This is a genomic window from Bacillus sp. FSL K6-0268 (genome assembly GCF_038005425.1).
Classification (GTDB): Bacteria; Bacillota; Bacilli; order Bacillales; family Bacillaceae_G; genus Bacillus_A; species Bacillus_A thuringiensis_S.
Genome location: NZ_JBBOTF010000001.1, coordinates 4,570,001 through 4,589,312, shown reverse-complemented (window position 1 = coordinate 4,589,312; position 19,312 = coordinate 4,570,001). Strand labels below are relative to the sequence as shown.

Genomic DNA, 19,312 nt, shown 5'->3' with positions numbered 1-19,312 from the left:
AAAAAAATGGAACAAATCAAAACGATTTGTTCCATCTTTTTATTTATCAATTAACTGAACCATAAGTAATGCTTTTCCAACGACATTACCTTCATGATGCACCTCTACATCGACCTTACCAAATTTACGCCCGATTTCTAATACTTTCGGATGAACGGATACAACATTATCAATTTGAACCGGCTTCACGAAATAAATTGTTAAGTTTTCAACAATTAAATCGCTTTTCTTTTGCGCACGAATGACGCGATTTGTCGCTTCTGTCACAATTGTTGCAAATACACCGTACGATAACGTTCCGATTGAATTCGTCATTTGCGGCGTCACCGAAAATTGATATAGATGCTCATTTTTCGCTTCTTTTGGCGTCATAAATTGATTCGTTACGATATCATCAATTGTTTCTCCAACTTGTGGCTGACGTTGAATCATTTGCAGTGCCTGAAGTACATCTTGACGGCTAATGATACCTTGCAGTTTATTTCCTTCCTCAACGACAGGAAGTAATTCAATTCCTTCCCACACCATCATACGTGCCGCAGCTGCGACAGACATTTTACCATTCACTGTAATTGGGTGTTTTGTCATTACTTTATCAATTGGTGTTTCTTTCGCTACACCGATCATGTCTTTTGAAGTTACGATTCCTAGCACTTTTTTATTTTCATCGACAATTGGATATCTTCCGTGCATTGTCTCTTCGTTATATGCATGCCATTGCTGTACTGTATCATGTGGCTTTAAATATAACGTTTCTTCAATTGGTGTTAAAATATCCTCAACAAGTACAATTTCTTTCTTAATCAGTTGATCATAAATCGCACGGTTAATTAACGTTGCGACCGTAAATGTATCGTAGCTACTTGAAATAATCGGCAGCTTTAATTCGTCTGCTAATTTCTTCACATGATCTTCCGTATCAAATCCACCCGTAATTAATACAGCGGCTCCAGTTTCTAGCGCTAATTGATGTGCATTCGTACGGTTACCAATAATGAGTAAATTCCCAGCTTCTGTATAGCGCATCATCGCTTCTAATTTCATAGCTCCGATTACAAATTTATTTAATGTTTTATGTAGTCCTTCTCTGCCTCCAAGTACTTGACCGTCGACAATGTTAACGACTTCTGCATATGTCAGTTTTTCAATATTTTCTTTCTTCTTTTGTTCAATTCGAATTGTTCCGACACGTTCAATTGTACTAACATATCCTTTATTTTCTGCATCTTTAATTGCACGGTAAGCTGTCCCTTCACTTACACTCAAATCTTTCGCAATTTGTCTTACAGAAATTTTATGGCCTACTGGCAGGCTATTAATATGTTCTAAAATTTGGTTATGCTTGGTAGCCAAATGGTTTCACCATACTTTCTTTTCCCTAAATTCTTCATGTGTTGTACTTTCAGTATACTATATTTTCAAAACTGTTACACTCTCTCTTTGCATACCTGTACTATTTTTTTTATAACAAAATGACCCTTACATTCCACCAGTCATTCTATTACAACAATGTAATGCTATTGTCATCTCATTCGATAGTTCGCCCACTTGATTCCCTATACAATGAAGACAAGAAATAAAACAAAGGAGCGTACACATGATGAAAAAATTTTTAGAGGTTGTAGGTGCTATATTTTTAGCTTTCGTAGATGGGAAAAAAGTTGCAATGGAATTGAATGAAACACCTGAACAACCACGTACAAAAAGAAAAGAATCACCAAAACAAATACAAGCATTAAAAGCTGTCCTACACACGTAAAAAACCCTTCACTTTTCTTTTCAAATGAAGGGTTTCTTTTCTATAGTGTAATACTTTCTCCAGCTTCTAATACTTTCCCTGTACAATTTTGTAGCTTTTCTACAAATTGATATGGATCTTGTTCAATAACTGGGAACGTATTGTAATGCATCGGTACAACAGTTTTCGAATTAATCCATTTTGCCGCTAGTACAGCATCTTCTGGTCCCATTGTGAAATTATCACCAATTGGTAAAAATGCTAGATCAACTTTATTTAATTCCCCAATTAACTTCATATCAGAGAATAGTGCAGTATCTCCTGCGTGGTACACTGTTTTCTCTTCTGCTGTAAATAAAATACCTGCTGGCATACCTGTATATGTAATCGTCTTATTTGCTTCATCAATATAACTAGAGCCGTGGAATGCTTGTGTAAACTTCACTTTTCCAAAGTCAAATTCATGTGAACCACCAATATGCATCGGATGTGTATTTACACCTTGCCAACTTAAAAATGTTGCTAGTTCAAATGGCGCTACAACAACTGCATTATTTTTCTTCGCAAGTTCTACTGTATCTCCAACATGATCACCGTGTCCATGCGATAAAAGGATTGCATCCACTTTTACATCTTCAGCTTTTAAATCTGTTTTCGGATTACCTGTTAAAAACGGGTCAATTAAAATAACTTTTCCATTCGCCTCAATTTTCACAACTGAATGTCCATGATAAGATACTTTCATTATTACATTCCTCCCCTATTCACATTCTCACTTTTTATTCTACATGATTTCTCTATTCCCTGTCTTTTCTAACATCTATTTACTTGTCATAACGCTTTCTTCCGAGTTAAAGTTATATTTGTAATTAAATATCTCGGGGGTGCCAATCGATGAATGCTAGATTAGAAAATTTAATGCAATGGCTAAAAGAAAAAAACGTAGAAGCTGCGTTCTTAACTTCTACACCGAACGTCTTCTACATGACGAACTTCCACTGTGAACCGCATGAAAGATTACTTGGTATGTTTGTATTCCAAGAAAAAGAACCTATTTTAATTTGTCCTAAAATGGAAGAAGGTCAAGCACGTAACGCTGGCTGGGCACATGAAATTATCGGATTTACTGATACTGACAGACCATGGGATATGATTGCAAAAGCAATTAAAGACCGCGGCATCAATGCAAATGCAGTTGCAATTGAAAAAGAACATTTAAACGTAGAGCGCTACGAAGAATTAACGAAATTATTCCCAAATGCAGCTTTCAAATCAGCTGAGGAAAAAGTTCGCGAACTTCGTTTAATTAAAGATGAAAAAGAACTTTCTATTTTACGCGAAGCAGCTAAAATGGCGGACTACGCTGTTGAAGTTGGTGTAAATGCAATTAAAGAAAACCGTAGCGAGCTAGAAGTATTAGCAATTATTGAACACGAATTAAAAACAAAAGGCATACATAAAATGTCATTTGATACGATGGTATTAGCGGGTGCAAACTCTGCTCTTCCACACGGTATTCCTGGTGCAAACAAAATGAAGCGCGGTGATTTCGTACTATTTGATTTAGGTGTAATCATTGAAGGTTATTGCTCTGATATTACACGTACAGTAGCATTCGGCGAGATTTCTGAAGAACAAACTCGCATTTACAACACTGTACTTGCTGGACAACTACAAGCAGTTGAAGCATGTAAACCAGGTGTTACACTTGGCGCAATCGACAACGCTGCTCGTTCTGTTATCGCAGATGCAGGTTACGGTGACTTCTTCCCGCACCGCCTTGGTCACGGACTTGGAATTAGCGTACACGAATATCCAGATGTAAAAGCTGGCAACGAGTCTCCATTAAAAGAAGGTATGGTCTTCACAATCGAGCCAGGTATTTACGTACCAAACGTAGGTGGCGTTCGTATTGAAGATGATATTTACATCACAAAAGACGGATCAGAAATTTTAACGAAGTTCCCGAAAGAATTACAATTTGTAAAATAACAAAAAAGGCAGCTTGGTTGCTGCCTTTTTCTATTTCTCTACTATTTCAAATTTCTCTACAATCATTTTTGCTGGATAACTTTCAAGTATTTGAGAAAACCATACTTTTATTTTATCCCCTGTTTTTAACTGTTTATATGCGTCTTTGTCCTTAAAGCTCAAGACTATATGTGATGGATGCTCTTTATTCATTTGTTGTTCTATATAATGTTGCAACTCTACTTTTGTTTCAAACGTTTTATCATCGGCAAAAAACACCGTGTCATTTCTTAATATGATATACCCTTCTTTAGGTACTTTTTTTACCTCTACTTGTTTTGTAGTGCACGCTGATAATATGATTAGAAATACACTTATAAACATTAATTTTTTCATATGCCTATTCATTTTTAACTCCTTACTCTAGGCTATTTCAAATTTAACACCATCTTCTCCTCATACTTATCATCCCATTTAATCAAAACCTCTATCGGTTCATCTTTAGATAAAGGCGCACAACTTACACAAGATAATTTCATTTCAATCTTTGCTCCTTTATGATTTTCTGACGTTTGTGTCATTGTGCTAAAGGCTCCATTAATAGCAATCTCTAAATTTTTAAATTTTGTATTCCCATCTCCGCCTTTGTACTGAAACGTAAACACTCCATCTTCACTGTCGTCCTTAATATGGCCCTTATATTGTCCCGTCCAACTTTTGCTCTCGCTAGAAAAAGTAACATACCAAATCGAACAACTCCCTAAAAAGAAAATGCTAATGAAAAAGAATAATGCTCTCTTCATAATGCCCCCTCCATTCAAAAACACTTATTTATCCCGTATTAACGGACAGTAAGATCCCCACATCAAAATTCCGTGAAAGCAAAGAAGTTAGGTGGGGAATCCCCCACTGATTAAAGTTTCACTTCATTGCCTATTCCTTCCTTTTATTATACTATTTAAATACAGAATTTTCTAAAATAGGAGGATTTATATGTTACAACAACAATTAGAAGAAATTCGTAATAATAATTACATACTGGATAACACACTTAACATTGATTCTTTAAGTTCTAATATGCTTGAACATATTGGCGATACTGATAGCTATTTAAGGGACAAACTCATCTACTCTACTTTTTATCATCTCATCAAAAATCGCTACCTTTCACACACACAATTACAGAAACTATTATTAGAAAGCATCGGTGAAAAATATTTATTGTATAAAATTCATTCAGATGACGAAGATGCTGTATTTACTCGCGCATTTACCACCTTATTAATTGCGCTCATTATAGATGCAGATACAAATCATAATTTCTTATCACAAACTGATATTTCAAATGTAAAAGATCAATTAATTCTATATATGAACAATGAACATGATTTCCGCGGATATGTTCCAGACCACGGCTGGGCACATAGTATCGCTCATGCTTCCGATACATTTGAGGCGCTTGTTCATAATCCTAAACTAGAAACTTTACATTACGAAGAGATATTAAAAACTTTGTTAAACAAAGTTTTTGTCCATTCTATCTACTACAAATATGAAGAAGACGAGCGTCTCGTTTATCCGATTGTCGCAATGCTGCAAAATGACCTAAAAGAAGAAATACTCATATTAGCCCTTCGTGACTTAGCAGCTCAATTACCGGTCCAAAAACAAGTACTACCTATTGAATCGTACGAGTTTCTATATGGAAATACAAAATCTTTCTTACGTAGCTTATTTTTCAGATTACGTACAATGTCTATATGTAAAGAAACTGAATACGAAATTGAAAAATTGCTACAAGAGCTTCCAAAATATTATTAAAAAAGAAGGCCACTCAAAAAGTGCCTTCTTCTATTTCACTAATATTTAATTGAAATTTCACGATCCAAACTGAGAAAAGGTGGACAAGAAGCGCAAACGCCATACATGCTCCACTTAAAAAAGTTAGTATAGGATGCGAATACACGTGCCCCAATCCATAGGATATCGCCACGAAAAACATTGTTATGTAAATATAAATTGCTCCATGTATTTGCCTCATATAAACCTCCTTTTCCCATATTATAACATAAATTTTCTGATTATTCACATTAATTACTTGTAATCAATATTTCTCAACTGTTACACCTCTTACAGCAGCCTTAATATACGGTGACCCTTGTAAACTTTGTAAATCCTCTGTTTTTCCTGTTACGACTATACCGTATATTGGTAAGTCTTTTGGTTTGGTGTTTTTTATTTCTTTATCCCGCATTAACGGGCAGTAAGACCTCACATCAAAATTCAGCGGAAGCAAAGAAATTAGGTGGGGGGCGGACTGCCCGTAAAAGCCCGATTGGTGAGGGCTGATAATCAGTGGGGGATGACCCCCACTGATTAAAGTTTCACTTTATAGTTTATCCTAAAATATTCTCGATATCCCTCTTTATTTTCACTTAAAGATATCCAAATGCAGCTTTTATAAATTGTTTCATAATAAAAAGCACATCCATTTTGATGCGCTTCTCTCTGAAATACTATTCTATTATTTCATCGCTTCCTTCACAACATCTTGAATCATAACAACTTCTGTTTTCATATCAATAGACGGTGCTTCTTCATCGATACATTCATACCAAAATGCTAAGTGCTTTTTATCAATTTCATGATGAGAATTTTCGACATGAGTCCCACCTTTTCCTTGCACAGAATACCAATATAAGTATTCTTCTCCATCTCTTATTTCCCGGAAAATTGTCTCAACGTACATCTTTTCGTCATTTAATGTCAAAAGTACTTCTTTCATATTATCATTAAGAAGCTGCATCCATTCATCTACTCGATGACTCTTACCAGGCTTAACTTTAAATCTCGTTAATTCTACATTCATTTTTATTCCCCCGTTTTCTTACGTACAAACAAACTATATTCTATTGGATGATAAAAATTTAATTTACTAGCTAATTTTACCGAAGGAATATTGTCTACATAACAATCCCAACTCGGTATAATATCATTTTGCATGCAATGTTCAATGAACCTTGTCGCAACAGCTTGAGCTAATCCTTTCCCTTGATGCGCTTCATGTGTTGCAATATCTATTTCAGCAAAACCATTCCCGTTAAATATTGAGACACATTCAGCTACAATTATCCCATCTTGTTCTATACAAAATCCAAAACCACTGTTCAAAAACGTTTCTTTTGATCCCCAATACTCTTTGTAGTACTCCTCTTTAAATTCACTGCTTCGCTCTATATCTCTTATATCAATACGCTTCACTTCATATGTATTTTTGTTAAAATCTCGTTGTTTCTCTTCAAAGGTTACGCTTTGAAATTTCATTCGCGGGATGTTCCGAAGTACATTACTAAAACGCTCTTCTATCATCATTTCCCATTCTTCGCTCGAAGTGAACAGTGTAAATCTCTTCTCTGTTTTTTCAATAGCCGTTTTTAAATATGAAAATAACTCTTCGTTATAATTTTGATCATCCGTATCACCAAATAAATAATAGATACCGTTAGCTGTAATAATTAATCCTGCTGTTAATTGCCCGTTTATAAAAACCTCACCATCTATCATTTGATCACATACCGCATAAGCAAACGTCGTCGTTCTTGTATTACCTTCTAAAACCGGAAGAACTTTTCTATAATCGGCTACAGATAATTTTTTCATAATTGCTCCACTTTAATCGTATCAGCCTCTATATGTTCAAAACAAAGATTTACCGTTCTCTTTAATGCTCTCGTTCTATGAATCGTACATGCTGGAATTAAAATAGAATCCTTTGGCTTTAAAACCGCTGTTTCTCCATCTTCAAAATCAATAAGTAATTCTCCCTCTAGCACAATAAATAATTCATCCGAATTAGAATGATAGTGCCAATCATATTCACCAGTAAATACAGCGATTCGTAAACAATGACTGTTTATATTTGAAACGACGAAGTTTTTATGTTGATCTTGAATGTCTTTTGTTAATTCTATTAAGTTCACAGTTTCCATATTTCATCCCATCCTTTCGTTAGTCGTTCTTCTGAAAAATTAACTTAACCTCCACCATCACTTGAGCTACTACAATCACTACTACTGTAGTGACCGAATCCACTTGATGTGCTTGAAGTGTATGAAGATTTTTTGCTTCTTTTTCTATCTTTTTTACTTTCATGACTAGGCCATACTGTATCAAAAAATATAACGAATAAGACTAATTCTATTGCAACAAGGATAAATACTAAAATACTCTCAATAATATTAGGAGTTATCTCAAAACTGTAAAACACTCCAAATGAATACATACACAAAATTACATACAGAGCCATACAAATATACCGAAATGATTTCTCTATCGTAATGACTACTTTCTGTGAAAAAGGTATGTTCTGTTCCTGTTTTTTCTTTATGTACTTTTGTCTTTTAGCTTGCTTTTGCTTCCTTTTTTTACTCCCCATTGAATCCCCTCTTTTATTATATAATTCTAAATTATCATAATAAAAATCGATTTACACCAATAAAGTGAAACTTTGATCAGTGGGGGTTTTATTCATCCCCCACCTAACTTCTTTGCTTCCGCTGAATTTTTGGGTGGGGGTCTTACTGCCCGTTAATGCGGGATAAATAACAATTATTCACATGTTATTTCCCCATATAAAAAAGACCCTCCTTATGAAAAGGAAGGTCTCAAATGTATTTCTATTATGATAAAGCAGGAGCTTTTTCAAGTAGCTCTTTCGCATCAGCGTATTGTAAGCCGTGAGCTTCTGCAACTGCTTCGAATGTTACATATCCATCTAATGTGTTAATACCTTTTAATAATGCAGAGTTGCCTAGGCAAGCATCTTTATAGCCTTTGTTAGCAATTTGTACTGCATATGGTACTGTTACGTTTGTTAATGCAAGAGTTGACGTACGTGGAACCGCACCTGGCATATTAGCAACTGCATAATGAACAACGCCATGTTTTTCGTAAGTTGGGTTGTCATGAGTTGTAATACGATCAGTTGTTTCGAAAATACCACCTTGGTCAATCGCAATATCTACAACGACAGAACCTGGTTCCATTGATTGAATCATTTCTTCAGTTACAAGTTTTGGCGCTTTTGCACCTGGAATTAATACTGCTCCAATAACAAGGTCAGATTCTTTAACAGCTTCTGCAATGTTGTATGGATTAGACATTAACGTTTTTACTTGGTTACCGAAAATGTCATCTAGTTGACGAAGACGTTCTGCACTTAAGTCGATGATTGTTACATCCGCACCTAAACCTACTGCAATCTTAGCTGCGTTTGTACCAGCTTGACCACCGCCGATGATTGTTACTTTGCCGCGTTTTACCCCTGGAACGCCTGCAAGTAAAATACCTTTACCGCCTTTGTTTTTCTCAAGGAATTGTGCACCGATTTGTGCGGACATACGACCAGCTACTTCACTCATAGGTGCAAGTAATGGTAAAGAACGATTGTCTAATTGTACTGTTTCGTATGCGATTGATGCAACTTTGTTATCGATTAATGCTTTCGTTAATTCTGGTTCTGGAGCTAAGTGTAAGTATGTGAATAAAATTAAACCTTCACGGAAATAGCCGTATTCACTTGCTACTGGCTCTTTTACCTTCATAACCATATCTTGATTCCATGCTTCTTCAGCAGTTTCTACAAGTTTCGCACCAGCTTGTACGTATTCTTCATCCGTAAAACCAGATCCTAAACCTGCTCCTTTTTGAACAAAAACTTCATGACCATTTTGTACTAAATGTACTGCTCCCGCTGGCGTCATTGCCACACGGTTTTCATTGTTTTTAATTTCTGTTGGAATACCGATACGCATGATTAGTTCCCCCTTGAGTTATGAAATGACCCCTGAATCATTTTTTAAAGCGCTTTCTACGCTCTTATATTTTAACATAATATCTCAATATTTGACAAAAAATAATACAAGTTTTCCGATAGATTTAATTTTATATTAAAAGACAGTATTATCCGCACCTCTCAGCACAATGGATAAACTGTCCAATTATTTGAAACTTCATCTTATTTTATTCTATCGATGTCTATGAATAACATCCACTGCACCAGTCACTTCAATAATTGTACCAGTAATCATATCGGAATCGTCCTCACATAAAAACGAAATGGTTCTTGCAATATCTTCACCTGTTCCAGATCTACCAATCGGTGTGTTATGCTCTTTCAGCTGACGTGCTTCTTGAATAGTTGCCTCTTTCATATCGCCTATAATATCACCAGGACATACCATGTTCGCAGTAATACCATACTCCGCTTCTTCATAAGCAACTGTTTTCGTTAATGAAACAAGTCCTACTTTGGCCGCTGCAAAAGCTGAACGATAAATCCATCCCGGTGCACTATCCGCCCCTTGAAATCCGTAATTAATAATACGGCCAAAGCTCTGTTTTCTCATGACCGGAACGACAAGTTTTAATAAATGAAATACCGCTGTTAAATTTCCCTGAATCATTTCATTCCATTCATCTTCTTCATAATCAACTAACTTTTTTCGTTCAAATACATATGGACCAGCATTATTAATTAAGAAATCAATTTTGCCAAAACGGCTTATCGCTTCTTCTACTATTTTATGTAAATCTTCCTTTTTCGTGACATCCGCTTGCACGAATTGTAGACGCTCTTCCATATTTTTATATGTTTCTTTCAACTTTTCCATAGCCGTGATATCGCTATGATACGTTACTGTTACTGAATATCCTTTAGCCAATAACTTTTCTGTTACTTGCTTTCCTAAACCTTTCGTACCGGCTGTAATGAGCGCGTGTCTCACAAACATGCCTCCTTTTAAATTGCTATACTTCATATGTAACAAGTTCTCGCTCCAATTACAACTAAAATGAATTGAAACAGAGTTTTCAAAATTCTGTAACGTTTCTGGCAAGCACGTTACCAAAATTTGTTTTATAATTAAGTTGTAAACAGTTATAAAACAGATTGGGAGGAATTTACTATGAATAATACATATACAAATATTTTAATCGCGGTGGATGGTTCTAAAGAAGCAGAAAAAGCCTTTAAAAAAGCAATTCAAGTCGCAAAGCGCAACAATGCAACATTAACAATCGCTCATATCGTTGATGTAAAAGCGTACTCAGCAGTAGAGGCTTATAGCCGTGCAATTGCTGAACGTGCAAATCTATTTGCAGAAGACTTATTAGAAGACTACAAAAAAACTGCGCTTGAAGCTGGTCTTGAAAAAATTGAAACTGTATTAGAATTTGGTAACCCTAAATCTAAAATTTCAAAAGAAATCGCTCCAAACCATAAAGTAGATTTAATTATGTGTGGTGCGACTGGTTTAAATGCTGTTGAACGCTTCCTAATCGGTAGCGTCTCTGAACATATTATTCGCTATGCGAAATGCGATGTCCTTGTTGTTCGTGGTGATGAGGAGCAAGGTGATCTTTAATTTATAGATAAAACACCAAGTCCACATGGGCTTGGTGTTTTTCATTTCACATATTTCACTATAAATACAAGACAAGCCACAATAACAACAGTAATTGCTAATACATAGGGAGGAAGAAACTTCAAAGACCATAATGCCATCATAATCGTCGCAACCGTTAAGTATGCTTACTTTGCATCTTCTGTCATTTTTTTACGAAGTAAGAAGACGTACAAATAGCCAATTGGCGGCGTAATGAAGCAAAGAACATATATGATTTTTGATTTTAAATACCATTTTTGTTCTCCAAGTTTCTTTATATCCCCTTCTATTCTCTTATGCTCTTGTTCTCTCGCCTCTTCTACAAGCGGGTCTTCCTCTTCTCCTCGCTTTTCTTTCATATAAGGAAGAAAGTGCATAAAAAAATAGTATGCGAATACGAACGCTCCAAACCCAATATTTAATCTTTCTAATGGAATATGCTCACTAAAAAAAGCAGCAGTAAGCACTAAAGACAAACAGTACGTCATCATCCAAAATGAACGTTTTCTCTTTTTCCGTTCCATTTCTTTTTTATCTTGTACATGTTTTCTTTTCGAAAGCCATATTGAAATACAGCAATCTACTACAAATAGAGAAAAAATAAATATCGCAACGTGTACTGTTTCTACATTTCCAAATGAAAATACGTTTGGGAATGCAACATACAATACAATTAGCGTGTACAAAATTAGCCCTATAAAATAAAGTGAAACTTTAATCAGTGGGGGGTTTTGTTCATCCCCCACTGATTATTAGTTGAACCAATCGGGCTTTTACGGGCAGTTGATCCCCACCTAACTTCTTTGCTCTCGCTAAATTTTGAGGTGGGGGTCTTACTGCCCGTTAATGCGGGATAAATACGTCTCATTTTCCATCCCTTTCTTATTTCCTAACATTACGTTAACATACATTTTTTAGAAATAGACGGACAAAATATATATGTGTAAAAAAGGAGGATGCTATATGGATGATTCTGAACGCATTATTTTAGACGTGAACGGCAAAGAAATTGAAATGCTAGATAAGATTCGCACTCATTTTAAAGAAAAACATGGCGTTGAACTAAGTAATGGTGCATTACTTCGTGATTTGATGGATATTGAGTATATTCGAATTACAGAAGATCGACATAAGTATGATTAAAAGAAAAACGACTGCAGGCGAATGCCATCAGTCGTTTTCTTTCTTTATTTAAGCTCTTGATGCTTCTCGCCCATACCACCTTGCTCATTGCTATCTTGGTGTACAGTTAGTTTATTTGTTTTCGCATCTTTTAAAACTCTATATGTATATGATTCATTTGGTTCATCTTTAAACTGCACATTCATTCCATACGAATCCATTTTGCTATAAAAGGCCGGTTTTATGTATGCAATATCACTTTCTTTATATCCTTTATCTTGCAAATGCCACATCGTTGCGATAATCGCTTCTTCTCGCTTTTCTTTTTCACCAACATACATATATTTGTCCAAAAGAAACACTTTAGCATTTGCAATTAAACTAATTACCAGTACAATGATAAACACTATTTTTTTCATAGACTTCCCCTAAATTGTTATTTTTTACTACATTGTAACTTAAATGCTAGTAAAAAATAAAGTACGCCAGACTTTACTAGACTGGCGTACTTCCCAACTCAATTCTTAATAACTTCTTTCGTTAACCCCTTCGCCTTTTCCAAAGCGTTTTTGATTTGTTCAAACCCTGTCCCACCAGCACTATTACGACGCTTTACAGCCGCATATGGTGAAAGAACTTCATACAAATCTTCTTCAAATAAAGAGCTCATTTCTTGATATGTTTCAAGCGGGACATCTAATAAATAAATTCCTTTTTGTGTGCAATGTAGCACTAACTTCCCAACAATTTCATGAGCTTGACGGAATGGTAGTCCTTTGTTTGCTAAGTAGTCGGCAATTTCTGTTGCGTTGGAGAAATCTTGCGTCACAGCTTGCCCCATTTTTTCTTTGTTTACAGTCATCGTTTCAAGCATGCCCGCCATAATATGAAGGCATCCTTCTACTGTTTTGACTGTATCAAACATTCCTTCTTTATCTTCTTGTAAGTCTTTATTGTAAGCGAGTGGTAATCCTTTCATTACTGTAAGTAAACTGAATAAATTACCGTATACTCTGCCTGTTTTACCACGGATTAGTTCCGCCATATCCGGATTTTTCTTTTGCGGCATAATGCTGCTACCTGTCGCATATTGATCGCTCATTTCAATAAATTGAAACTCTTGGCTACTCCATAAAATAAGTTCCTCACAAAAACGTGATAAGTGCATCATGAGCATAGATGAATTACTTAAAAACTCCAGTATGAAATCACGATCACTTACTGCATCTAAACTATTTTCATAGATTCCATTAAACCCAAGAAGTTCCGCACTATATTCTCGGTCGATCGGGAATGTCGTCCCAGCTAGCGCTCCTGCTCCTAATGGGGAGATATTAATACGCTTTAATGAATCTTCATAACGATTCACATCACGCTCTAACATCCAAAAGTAAGCAAGAATATGATGAGCAAATGAAATCGGCTGAGCACGCTGCAAATGCGTATAGCCCGGCATAATGGTTTCAATATTATTTTCTGCTTGGTGAACAAGAACAGTTTGCAATTGTTTTGTAGCTTTTATAATATGTTCTACCTTTTCTTTTAAATACAAATGCATATCTGTCGCCACTTGATCGTTACGACTTCGGCCTGTATGAAGTTTCCCTCCTACTTCACCGATTTTTTCAATTAACATCTTTTCAATATTTAAATGAATATCTTCAGCTTCAATCGAAAAATGTAATTTATTTTGTTTCGCTTCTTCTAATAAATATTGAAGACCTATCTTTATTTTCTCTGCCTCTTCTTTCGTAACGATGCCTTGCTTTGCTAGCATCGTTACGTGTGCAATACTCCCTTTTATATCTTGATTTACTAATTGTTGATCGAAGGAGATGGATGCTCCAAACTCTTCAACCCACGCTTCCGCTTCTTCCGTAAAACGTCCGCCCCAAAGTTTGCTCACGCTTCCACCTTCTTTTGATTCACTTGGCTGTATACTTTCGTCGGTAAACCAAATAATGAAATAAATCCAACTGCTGCATCATGATTAAATTCATCTTGAGCAGTATATGTTGCTAATTTTTCATCGTATAAAGAGTATTCAGATTTACGTCCTTCTACAATCGCATGACCTTTAAATAATTTTACACGCACTGTACCTGTTACATTCTTTTGCGTTTCTTGTAAAAATGCATGAAGCGCTTGTTTTAAAGGAGAGAACCATAAACCGTTATAAATAAGTTCTGTTATTTTCTGTTCAATCACTGGTTTAAAATGTGCTACTTCTTTTACGTGTGTTAAATCTTCCAACTCTTTATGTGCAGTGATTAACGTCATTGCTGCTGGGCATTCGTATACTTCACGAGATTTAATACCGACAAGACGATTTTCTACGTGATCGATACGTCCAACGCCATGTTTTCCAGCAAGTGCATTTAACGTTTTAATTAATTCTGCAAGTGAATATGCAGTACCATTCAAAGTCGTCGGTACACCTGCTTCAAATCCGATTTCTACAAACTCTGGTTTATTCGGTGTATCTTCTAATGCTAATGTCATCTCATATGCCTCTTCTGGTGGTGCTGCCCATGGATCTTCTAAAATTCCACATTCGTTGCTGCGTCCCCATAAGTTTTGATCGATTGAAAACGGGCTATCTAAATGAATCGGAATTGGTACATCGTTTTCTTTTGCATATGCAATTTCTTCTTCACGTGACCACTTCCATTCACGTACAGGCGCAATCACTTCTAAGTAAGGATTTAATGCTTGGATAGAAACTTCAAAACGAACTTGGTCATTTCCCTTTCCTGTACATCCATGTGCAACTGCAGTTGCACCTTCTTGTTCTGCGATTTCTACTAATTTCTTCGCAATAAGCGGACGAGATAATGCAGAGACAAGAGGGTATTTCCCTTCGTATAATGTGTGTGCTTGCATCGCCATCAATGCATATTCATTCGCAAATTCTTCTTGGACATCCACCATATATGATTTAATTGCACCAACTGAAAGTGCCTTTTCTTTCACAAACCCTAAGTCTTTTCCTTCCCCTAAATCTAAACAAAGTGCGATAACATCATAATTCTTCTCTTGTAACCATTTAATTGCAACGGAAGTATCAAGACCTCCGGAATATGCTAATACAACTTTTTTCTTCTCCATTTTGCATCCCCCTAAAGAATAAATATTCATTTTCTTTTATAATAATTCAAACTTTAACACCTTTTACAAAATGTATCAAGAGTCATTTTCAAATTTTTTCAAACAATTTCGTCGAACTTTTTTCTGTTTTTCTGTACAATATAAGCAGGAAAACGGGGGTGAACTTATGGAAAAGTATTTCTTATACGATAATCATCTAGGAATTGAAATTCCGCATTTACAAGAAGATTGGGAAGATATCCCCGAAAAAATGCAGCATGCTATTTTACTAAAATGGGAACAAATTCGCGGGAAAATTCCTGATCGTATAAAAGAACTTGAGCACTATATTAATACAAAACAACATCATTTAAATAACGAAGAAGACTTCGAAGTTTCTTGTAAACTAAATTCAGAAATTGCCGATCTTGCTTCCATCATTAATGACCTTTGGCTTTGGTATCGACTCACTCAAAATGTATCTGAGGGGAAAGCACACCAATGAAAAAAGCATGCCCCTCAATTAATTTGGGTCATGCTTTTTTGTCGTAACATGATTTACAATATATCTCTTGTGCTGTTTTCGCCAAACACACATCAAATGGACCAACTAATATACTTCTTTCTTTCGGCAACTTTACAAAAGCAACAAGTTCTTCTTCATATTGAATTTTTTTCTGACATGAAACGCATATTAATTCTTTTCTTTTGAACATGTCTTTTAGCATATCTTCACTCTCCCCTTCATCTATCTATATTAATATACTCTCATAATAGTTAAGAGTTGTAAAAAAAATGACACATTTCGAATCGAATGATTCATATACTATGTACAAAAGGAGGTCTAAAGCTTATGCGTGCTTTCGTTATTATCGCTTTAACTTTTTTAAGTGTAATTAGTTGAGATTCGTTTTTTAAAGATAAAAGTGATGAAAAGAACACAACGGAATAAAACCCTTTTTTCTTGCTTATTGGACAAACCGTTACAAACTGTCCAATCCTCTGAAATAACTTAGGCTTTGCTACAAAAATATTTAAACATAACATTTTTTGTAGATTCCCTCCGTTTATTGTCGGTTTCCATCCGCATACATTTTTTAAAAGTATGATATAATAGTATAAATCTTGAAGGAAGGGATTTTGATATCATGATCGCTCGAAGGAGCATGTGGCATCGTATTGACGAATCATACACATAGCGTATTTTTCAGCTCAGATACTTTAGTCTAGCGAAAAAAATACGAGAGTGGGGAAATTATGATTGCCCGAAGGATAATTTGGCAAAAAAAAGACTCTTCTTACACATAGCGTTTTGTTTAGGACTTAATTGTTACTAACTAAACAAAACAAAGAAGAGCAGGATTGCTAAATGACGAATCCTACTCCACGTTTTGTTTAGTCGTTTTAAGACTTAAACTAAAACGAAGGTAGGGAGAATTGATGGACGAGAGGATTATTCGTTATTTCTTCAGCGACATATAGCGTAGTTAGTTTTTTCGTAAACTAACTGAAAGCTACATGTGAGCTCGTAGTTAGTTTACAACACAAAAAGGACTACTAACTACGGAAAGAAGGAATAACGATGAGGAACATCCAAAGTCGGCAAATTATTAAAGAAATTTTTATGGTTTTAATCGGTTCATTTATTTTAGCAGCAGCGCTATATCACATTCACTTCCAAAACCACTTAACAGAAGGTGGCTTTGTAGGAATTGCACTATTCATTCAAAACTTTTATGATATTTCACCATCTATTTCAACTGTATTAATGGATATCCCAATTATTTTACTGTGTGCTTCATTTTTGGGTAGAAAAATGGTTGGCTATTCATTCTTAGGTTCTATTTCATTCGGATTATTTTATTCCTTAATGGAAAATTATTCTCCATTTACGGTAGATTTATCAAATAATTTATTTATAGCTGCAATAGTTGGCGGTGCGTTAGCTGGTATTGGACTCGGTTTTATATTGCGATTTGGCGGTGCAACCGGTGGAGACGATATTTTAACAATTGTATTAAGTAAACGAACTCGTTTTACAATTGGGCAAATTTTCTTCGTCTTTGACGCGATTGTTCTTGCGCTTTCATTATATTATTTAAATTGGACAGAAATTGCTTTTACTATTCTTTCGATTGCCGTACAGGCAAAAACATTGGATTTAATTTATTATCCAAAAACAGAAAAAACAGCAGAAAAGCAGCCAGTATCTGTTCCAATGTCCAAAAAACATGCAACAAATTAAAAAAGCGAAAGGCTTCGGCCTCTCGCTTTTTTTATGCTCTTTTTTCTTTCTCGACTATATGGCGCACTTGATAAAATCTATTTGCAAATTCAGTAACGTTTCTTGTTAAACGATAGTTCACTGTAGATCCAATTGCCATTCCAATTACCGGAATACCTTGGAATAATTTACGACGAAGAGCATAAATCGAAAATGTCTTCAAAATTTGTTTTAACACAACTTCAGTAGAAGCTGTTTGCAACACTGCTTCGTCTCCTTCATAAAAGAACGAATCTTCTTGCTCCAGCTCTTGCAATAAATTGTACCATGCGTATTGCTGAAGTCTTCCTGGTAGTAATGACGCATGAAACACCTTTAACGCAAGCATCATTTCATAAGGCTTGTTCACATCATGCCCAAATGATGTTGCAATAAGTTGGACTGCCTTCACATTTAACGCGATCATAACCGGAAAATCTGCCGTTAATAATAATAAACCTCCAGCACCTGTCGCCCCGCCTTGCACAAACGAATATAGACGATGACGTGCTGTTTGCTGCTCTGCTATGTATGTTAACTGATCAATAGATAATGCTTTCAAATCTTCAAGCTGTTCAATCGATTCATCAAATAATCTCGATGTTCCTAAAATCCGATTACGTGCATCTAACTGTGCTTGTGAACTTTGAATAAATGCATGCAAATGAAAGAGCCATCCATCTGCTTTCGTGAAGAATTCTTTTCGCTTTTTCTCAGGTAATTTCGCAACTGTAGTATGTAACCATTTATCAAACACTTTTTGAAAATCGGTCGCTTCTTGCTCAACTAATTGCGCTTCCCATTCTTTTATATTGTCTAAAATGGCTTGTTCTCGCTTCGATCGCATCGTAACAACCACCTCGTTCGATTTTTTTCTATTGTAACATATTTCTGCTTATTCTTTACAAATATGCTTGTATATCTCTTTTTATATACCCTTTATGAGTGACATAAAATAATAGCAAAAAGGATGAGATGCTTCACATGAATCTATCCAATCTAAAACAAAATTATAACGCAGAATTCAGCTTAGAAAAAAACTGCTGCCCTACTTGGGCATTATATCAATTAGAATTATCACCATTTTTTGGCGTTATTGATTTTATGCTAAGTCCTTCATTAGCGAAAGTAAATTTATTATTCCAAAATCGATTTGACCGCTTTTTAAATTAAGAAAATTTATCCTTCATCTCATTTTGGGATGATGATGCAAAATTAAGATGAAGGGGCAACCTTTATGAAATTGACTCCTGTCATGACTTTAAAACAGATGTAAACACACCAACTACTTGGCCTTCTTATACAGAAATTAAGTTAAACTACGAACATCGAACTAATCGTTTTCTAACTACAATTGAAACGGCAGAATCCATATTATTTATTCGAACTGGAGGAACATACGAAGAAGCATGTTCCCTAGAACAAATTTCATCTCAAATAATTACACATACATTCTCTGTCCTGTTACTAATTCCTGCCGATATACCAACTATCACTCAAGAAGATTGGGGATTACAACATACTTGCGTTATGAAATGCCCGATTATGGATGTATACCAATACAATGAAGCATTTTGGAAAGACTTATTTGATGGAATTACAGTTAGACCGCACACTTAAATACAGAATACTTTTATCACACCATACATTATAATCTTCCTTATACAAAACAAATAAGGAGTGATT

Annotated in this window: 23 protein-coding genes and 3 pseudogenes; 8 read left to right on the top strand and 18 right to left on the bottom strand. The window is 35.3% G+C overall.

The genetic code is table 11. The features are described from left to right. Positions 1-39 precede the first annotated feature (39 nt). The gene (locus MHI28_RS23955) at positions 40-1,353 is read right to left on the bottom strand and encodes a CBS domain-containing protein (protein WP_000201579.1); all 1,314 of its coding nucleotides are present in this window, start codon (positions 1,351-1,353) and stop codon (positions 40-42) included. Positions 1,354-1,597: 244 nt separating this feature from the next. On the opposite strand from MHI28_RS23955, the gene MHI28_RS23950 reads away from it, so the two are divergent. Beyond that, positions 1,598-1,759, top strand: coding sequence for a hypothetical protein (locus MHI28_RS23950; RefSeq protein ID WP_000976014.1), 162 nt, complete (start codon positions 1,598-1,600; stop codon positions 1,757-1,759). Positions 1,760-1,799: 40 nt separating this feature from the next. On the opposite strand, the gene MHI28_RS23945 is transcribed toward MHI28_RS23950, so the two are convergent. Then, positions 1,800-2,483, bottom strand: a complete 684-nt coding sequence (locus MHI28_RS23945; RefSeq protein ID WP_000868923.1) for a metal-dependent hydrolase — start codon at positions 2,481-2,483, stop codon at positions 1,800-1,802. A gap of 149 nt (positions 2,484-2,632) precedes the next feature. Between MHI28_RS23945 and pepQ the strand changes: the two genes are divergently transcribed. Then, on the top strand, positions 2,633-3,730 hold the full coding sequence (gene pepQ / locus MHI28_RS23940) for a Xaa-Pro dipeptidase (RefSeq protein WP_000994037.1): 1,098 nt from the start codon (positions 2,633-2,635) through the stop codon (positions 3,728-3,730). A gap of 30 nt (positions 3,731-3,760) precedes the next feature. Here the strand turns inward: pepQ and MHI28_RS23935 are convergent, their stop codons facing one another. After that, positions 3,761-4,117: a DUF3221 domain-containing protein gene (locus tag MHI28_RS23935; RefSeq protein ID WP_001079383.1), complete on the bottom strand. Its 357-nt coding sequence runs from the start codon at positions 4,115-4,117 to the stop codon at positions 3,761-3,763. 20 nt (positions 4,118-4,137) lie between these two features. After that, positions 4,138-4,512 carry a hypothetical protein gene (locus tag MHI28_RS23930; protein ID WP_000816730.1) on the bottom strand — a complete coding sequence of 125 codons (375 nt, stop codon included), beginning with the start codon at positions 4,510-4,512 and terminating at the stop codon, positions 4,138-4,140. Positions 4,513-4,702: 190 nt separating this feature from the next. On the opposite strand from MHI28_RS23930, the gene MHI28_RS23925 reads away from it, so the two are divergent. Next, positions 4,703-5,530, top strand: a complete 828-nt coding sequence (locus tag MHI28_RS23925; RefSeq protein WP_000941472.1) for a DUF2785 domain-containing protein — start codon at positions 4,703-4,705, stop codon at positions 5,528-5,530. Between the two features lie 13 nt (positions 5,531-5,543). Here the strand turns inward: MHI28_RS23925 and MHI28_RS23920 are convergent, their stop codons facing one another. The 8 genes and pseudogenes from MHI28_RS23920 to MHI28_RS23885 form a co-directional block, all read right to left on the bottom strand. Beyond that, entirely contained in the window at positions 5,544-5,750 is a 207-nt protein-coding gene (locus tag MHI28_RS23920; RefSeq protein ID WP_001248905.1) for a hypothetical protein, read from the bottom strand. 63 nt (positions 5,751-5,813) lie between these two features. Further along, positions 5,814-5,954, bottom strand: a pseudogene (locus MHI28_RS23915) (anti sigma factor C-terminal domain-containing protein); the annotation flags it as partial. 279 nt (positions 5,955-6,233) lie between these two features. Then, positions 6,234-6,578: a DUF6176 family protein gene (locus tag MHI28_RS23910; protein ID WP_001100212.1), complete on the bottom strand. Its 345-nt coding sequence runs from the start codon at positions 6,576-6,578 to the stop codon at positions 6,234-6,236. Between the two features lie 2 nt (positions 6,579-6,580). After that, positions 6,581-7,369: a GNAT family N-acetyltransferase gene (locus MHI28_RS23905; protein WP_000736715.1), complete on the bottom strand. Its 789-nt coding sequence runs from the start codon at positions 7,367-7,369 to the stop codon at positions 6,581-6,583. Then, the gene (locus tag MHI28_RS23900) at positions 7,366-7,698 is read right to left on the bottom strand and encodes a cupin domain-containing protein (RefSeq protein WP_000450930.1); all 333 of its coding nucleotides are present in this window, start codon (positions 7,696-7,698) and stop codon (positions 7,366-7,368) included. Before MHI28_RS23900 ends, MHI28_RS23905 begins: the two co-directional genes overlap by 4 nt. A 44-nt stretch (positions 7,699-7,742) precedes the next feature. Then, complete coding sequence (locus MHI28_RS23895; protein ID WP_000534953.1) at positions 7,743-8,144, bottom strand: hypothetical protein; 402 nt, start codon at positions 8,142-8,144, stop codon at positions 7,743-7,745. A 244-nt stretch (positions 8,145-8,388) separates the two neighbouring features. After that, positions 8,389-9,522 carry an alanine dehydrogenase gene (gene ald / locus MHI28_RS23890; RefSeq protein ID WP_001219401.1) on the bottom strand — a complete coding sequence of 378 codons (1,134 nt, stop codon included), beginning with the start codon at positions 9,520-9,522 and terminating at the stop codon, positions 8,389-8,391. 213 nt (positions 9,523-9,735) lie between these two features. Then, on the bottom strand, positions 9,736-10,527 hold the full coding sequence (locus MHI28_RS23885) for an SDR family oxidoreductase (protein WP_003280286.1): 792 nt from the start codon (positions 10,525-10,527) through the stop codon (positions 9,736-9,738). Between the two features lie 147 nt (positions 10,528-10,674). Between MHI28_RS23885 and MHI28_RS23880 the strand changes: the two genes are divergently transcribed. Continuing rightward, the gene (locus MHI28_RS23880) at positions 10,675-11,133 is read left to right on the top strand and encodes a universal stress protein (protein WP_001066672.1); all 459 of its coding nucleotides are present in this window, start codon (positions 10,675-10,677) and stop codon (positions 11,131-11,133) included. Between the two features lie 41 nt (positions 11,134-11,174). On the opposite strand, the pseudogene MHI28_RS23875 reads toward MHI28_RS23880, so the two are convergent. Further along, positions 11,175-11,873 (bottom strand): annotated as a pseudogene (locus tag MHI28_RS23875) (hypothetical protein). Positions 11,874-12,117: 244 nt separating this feature from the next. On the opposite strand from MHI28_RS23875, the gene MHI28_RS23870 reads away from it, so the two are divergent. Continuing rightward, positions 12,118-12,297, top strand: coding sequence for a hypothetical protein (locus tag MHI28_RS23870; RefSeq protein ID WP_000342753.1), 180 nt, complete (start codon positions 12,118-12,120; stop codon positions 12,295-12,297). Between the two features lie 44 nt (positions 12,298-12,341). On the opposite strand, the gene MHI28_RS23865 is transcribed toward MHI28_RS23870, so the two are convergent. The 3 genes from MHI28_RS23865 to MHI28_RS23855 form a co-directional block, all read right to left on the bottom strand. Next, positions 12,342-12,695 (bottom strand): DUF3139 domain-containing protein, encoded by a 354-nt coding sequence (locus MHI28_RS23865; RefSeq protein ID WP_000724672.1) that lies wholly within the window; start codon positions 12,693-12,695, stop codon positions 12,342-12,344. Positions 12,696-12,793: 98 nt separating this feature from the next. After that, on the bottom strand, positions 12,794-14,182 hold the full coding sequence (gene argH, locus MHI28_RS23860; protein WP_000041241.1) for an argininosuccinate lyase: 1,389 nt from the start codon (positions 14,180-14,182) through the stop codon (positions 12,794-12,796). After that, on the bottom strand, positions 14,179-15,384 hold the full coding sequence (locus tag MHI28_RS23855; RefSeq protein ID WP_000412339.1) for an argininosuccinate synthase: 1,206 nt from the start codon (positions 15,382-15,384) through the stop codon (positions 14,179-14,181). The genes argH and MHI28_RS23855 overlap by 4 nt, the downstream gene beginning before the upstream one ends. A 166-nt stretch (positions 15,385-15,550) precedes the next feature. Here MHI28_RS23855 and MHI28_RS23850 point away from each other — a divergent pair, with 166 nt between their 5' ends. Next, on the top strand, positions 15,551-15,868 hold the full coding sequence (locus tag MHI28_RS23850; protein ID WP_000417222.1) for a hypothetical protein: 318 nt from the start codon (positions 15,551-15,553) through the stop codon (positions 15,866-15,868). A 28-nt stretch (positions 15,869-15,896) separates the two neighbouring features. On the opposite strand, the gene MHI28_RS23845 is transcribed toward MHI28_RS23850, so the two are convergent. Beyond that, entirely contained in the window at positions 15,897-16,091 is a 195-nt protein-coding gene (locus MHI28_RS23845) for a hypothetical protein (protein WP_000910278.1), read from the bottom strand. Positions 16,092-16,945: 854 nt separating this feature from the next. Between MHI28_RS23845 and MHI28_RS23840 the strand changes: the two genes are divergently transcribed. Then, a complete protein-coding gene (locus MHI28_RS23840) occupies positions 16,946-17,608 on the top strand; it encodes a YitT family protein (protein WP_001244514.1) in 663 nt (220 codons plus the stop codon). Between the two features lie 31 nt (positions 17,609-17,639). On the opposite strand, the gene MHI28_RS23835 is transcribed toward MHI28_RS23840, so the two are convergent. After that, complete coding sequence (locus tag MHI28_RS23835) at positions 17,640-18,473, bottom strand: EcsC family protein (RefSeq protein ID WP_001256853.1); 834 nt, start codon at positions 18,471-18,473, stop codon at positions 17,640-17,642. 137 nt (positions 18,474-18,610) lie between these two features. Between MHI28_RS23835 and MHI28_RS23830 the strand changes: the two are divergent. Beyond that, positions 18,611-19,246: pseudogene (locus tag MHI28_RS23830) on the top strand (DUF1796 family putative cysteine peptidase). Positions 19,247-19,312 lie beyond the last annotated feature (66 nt).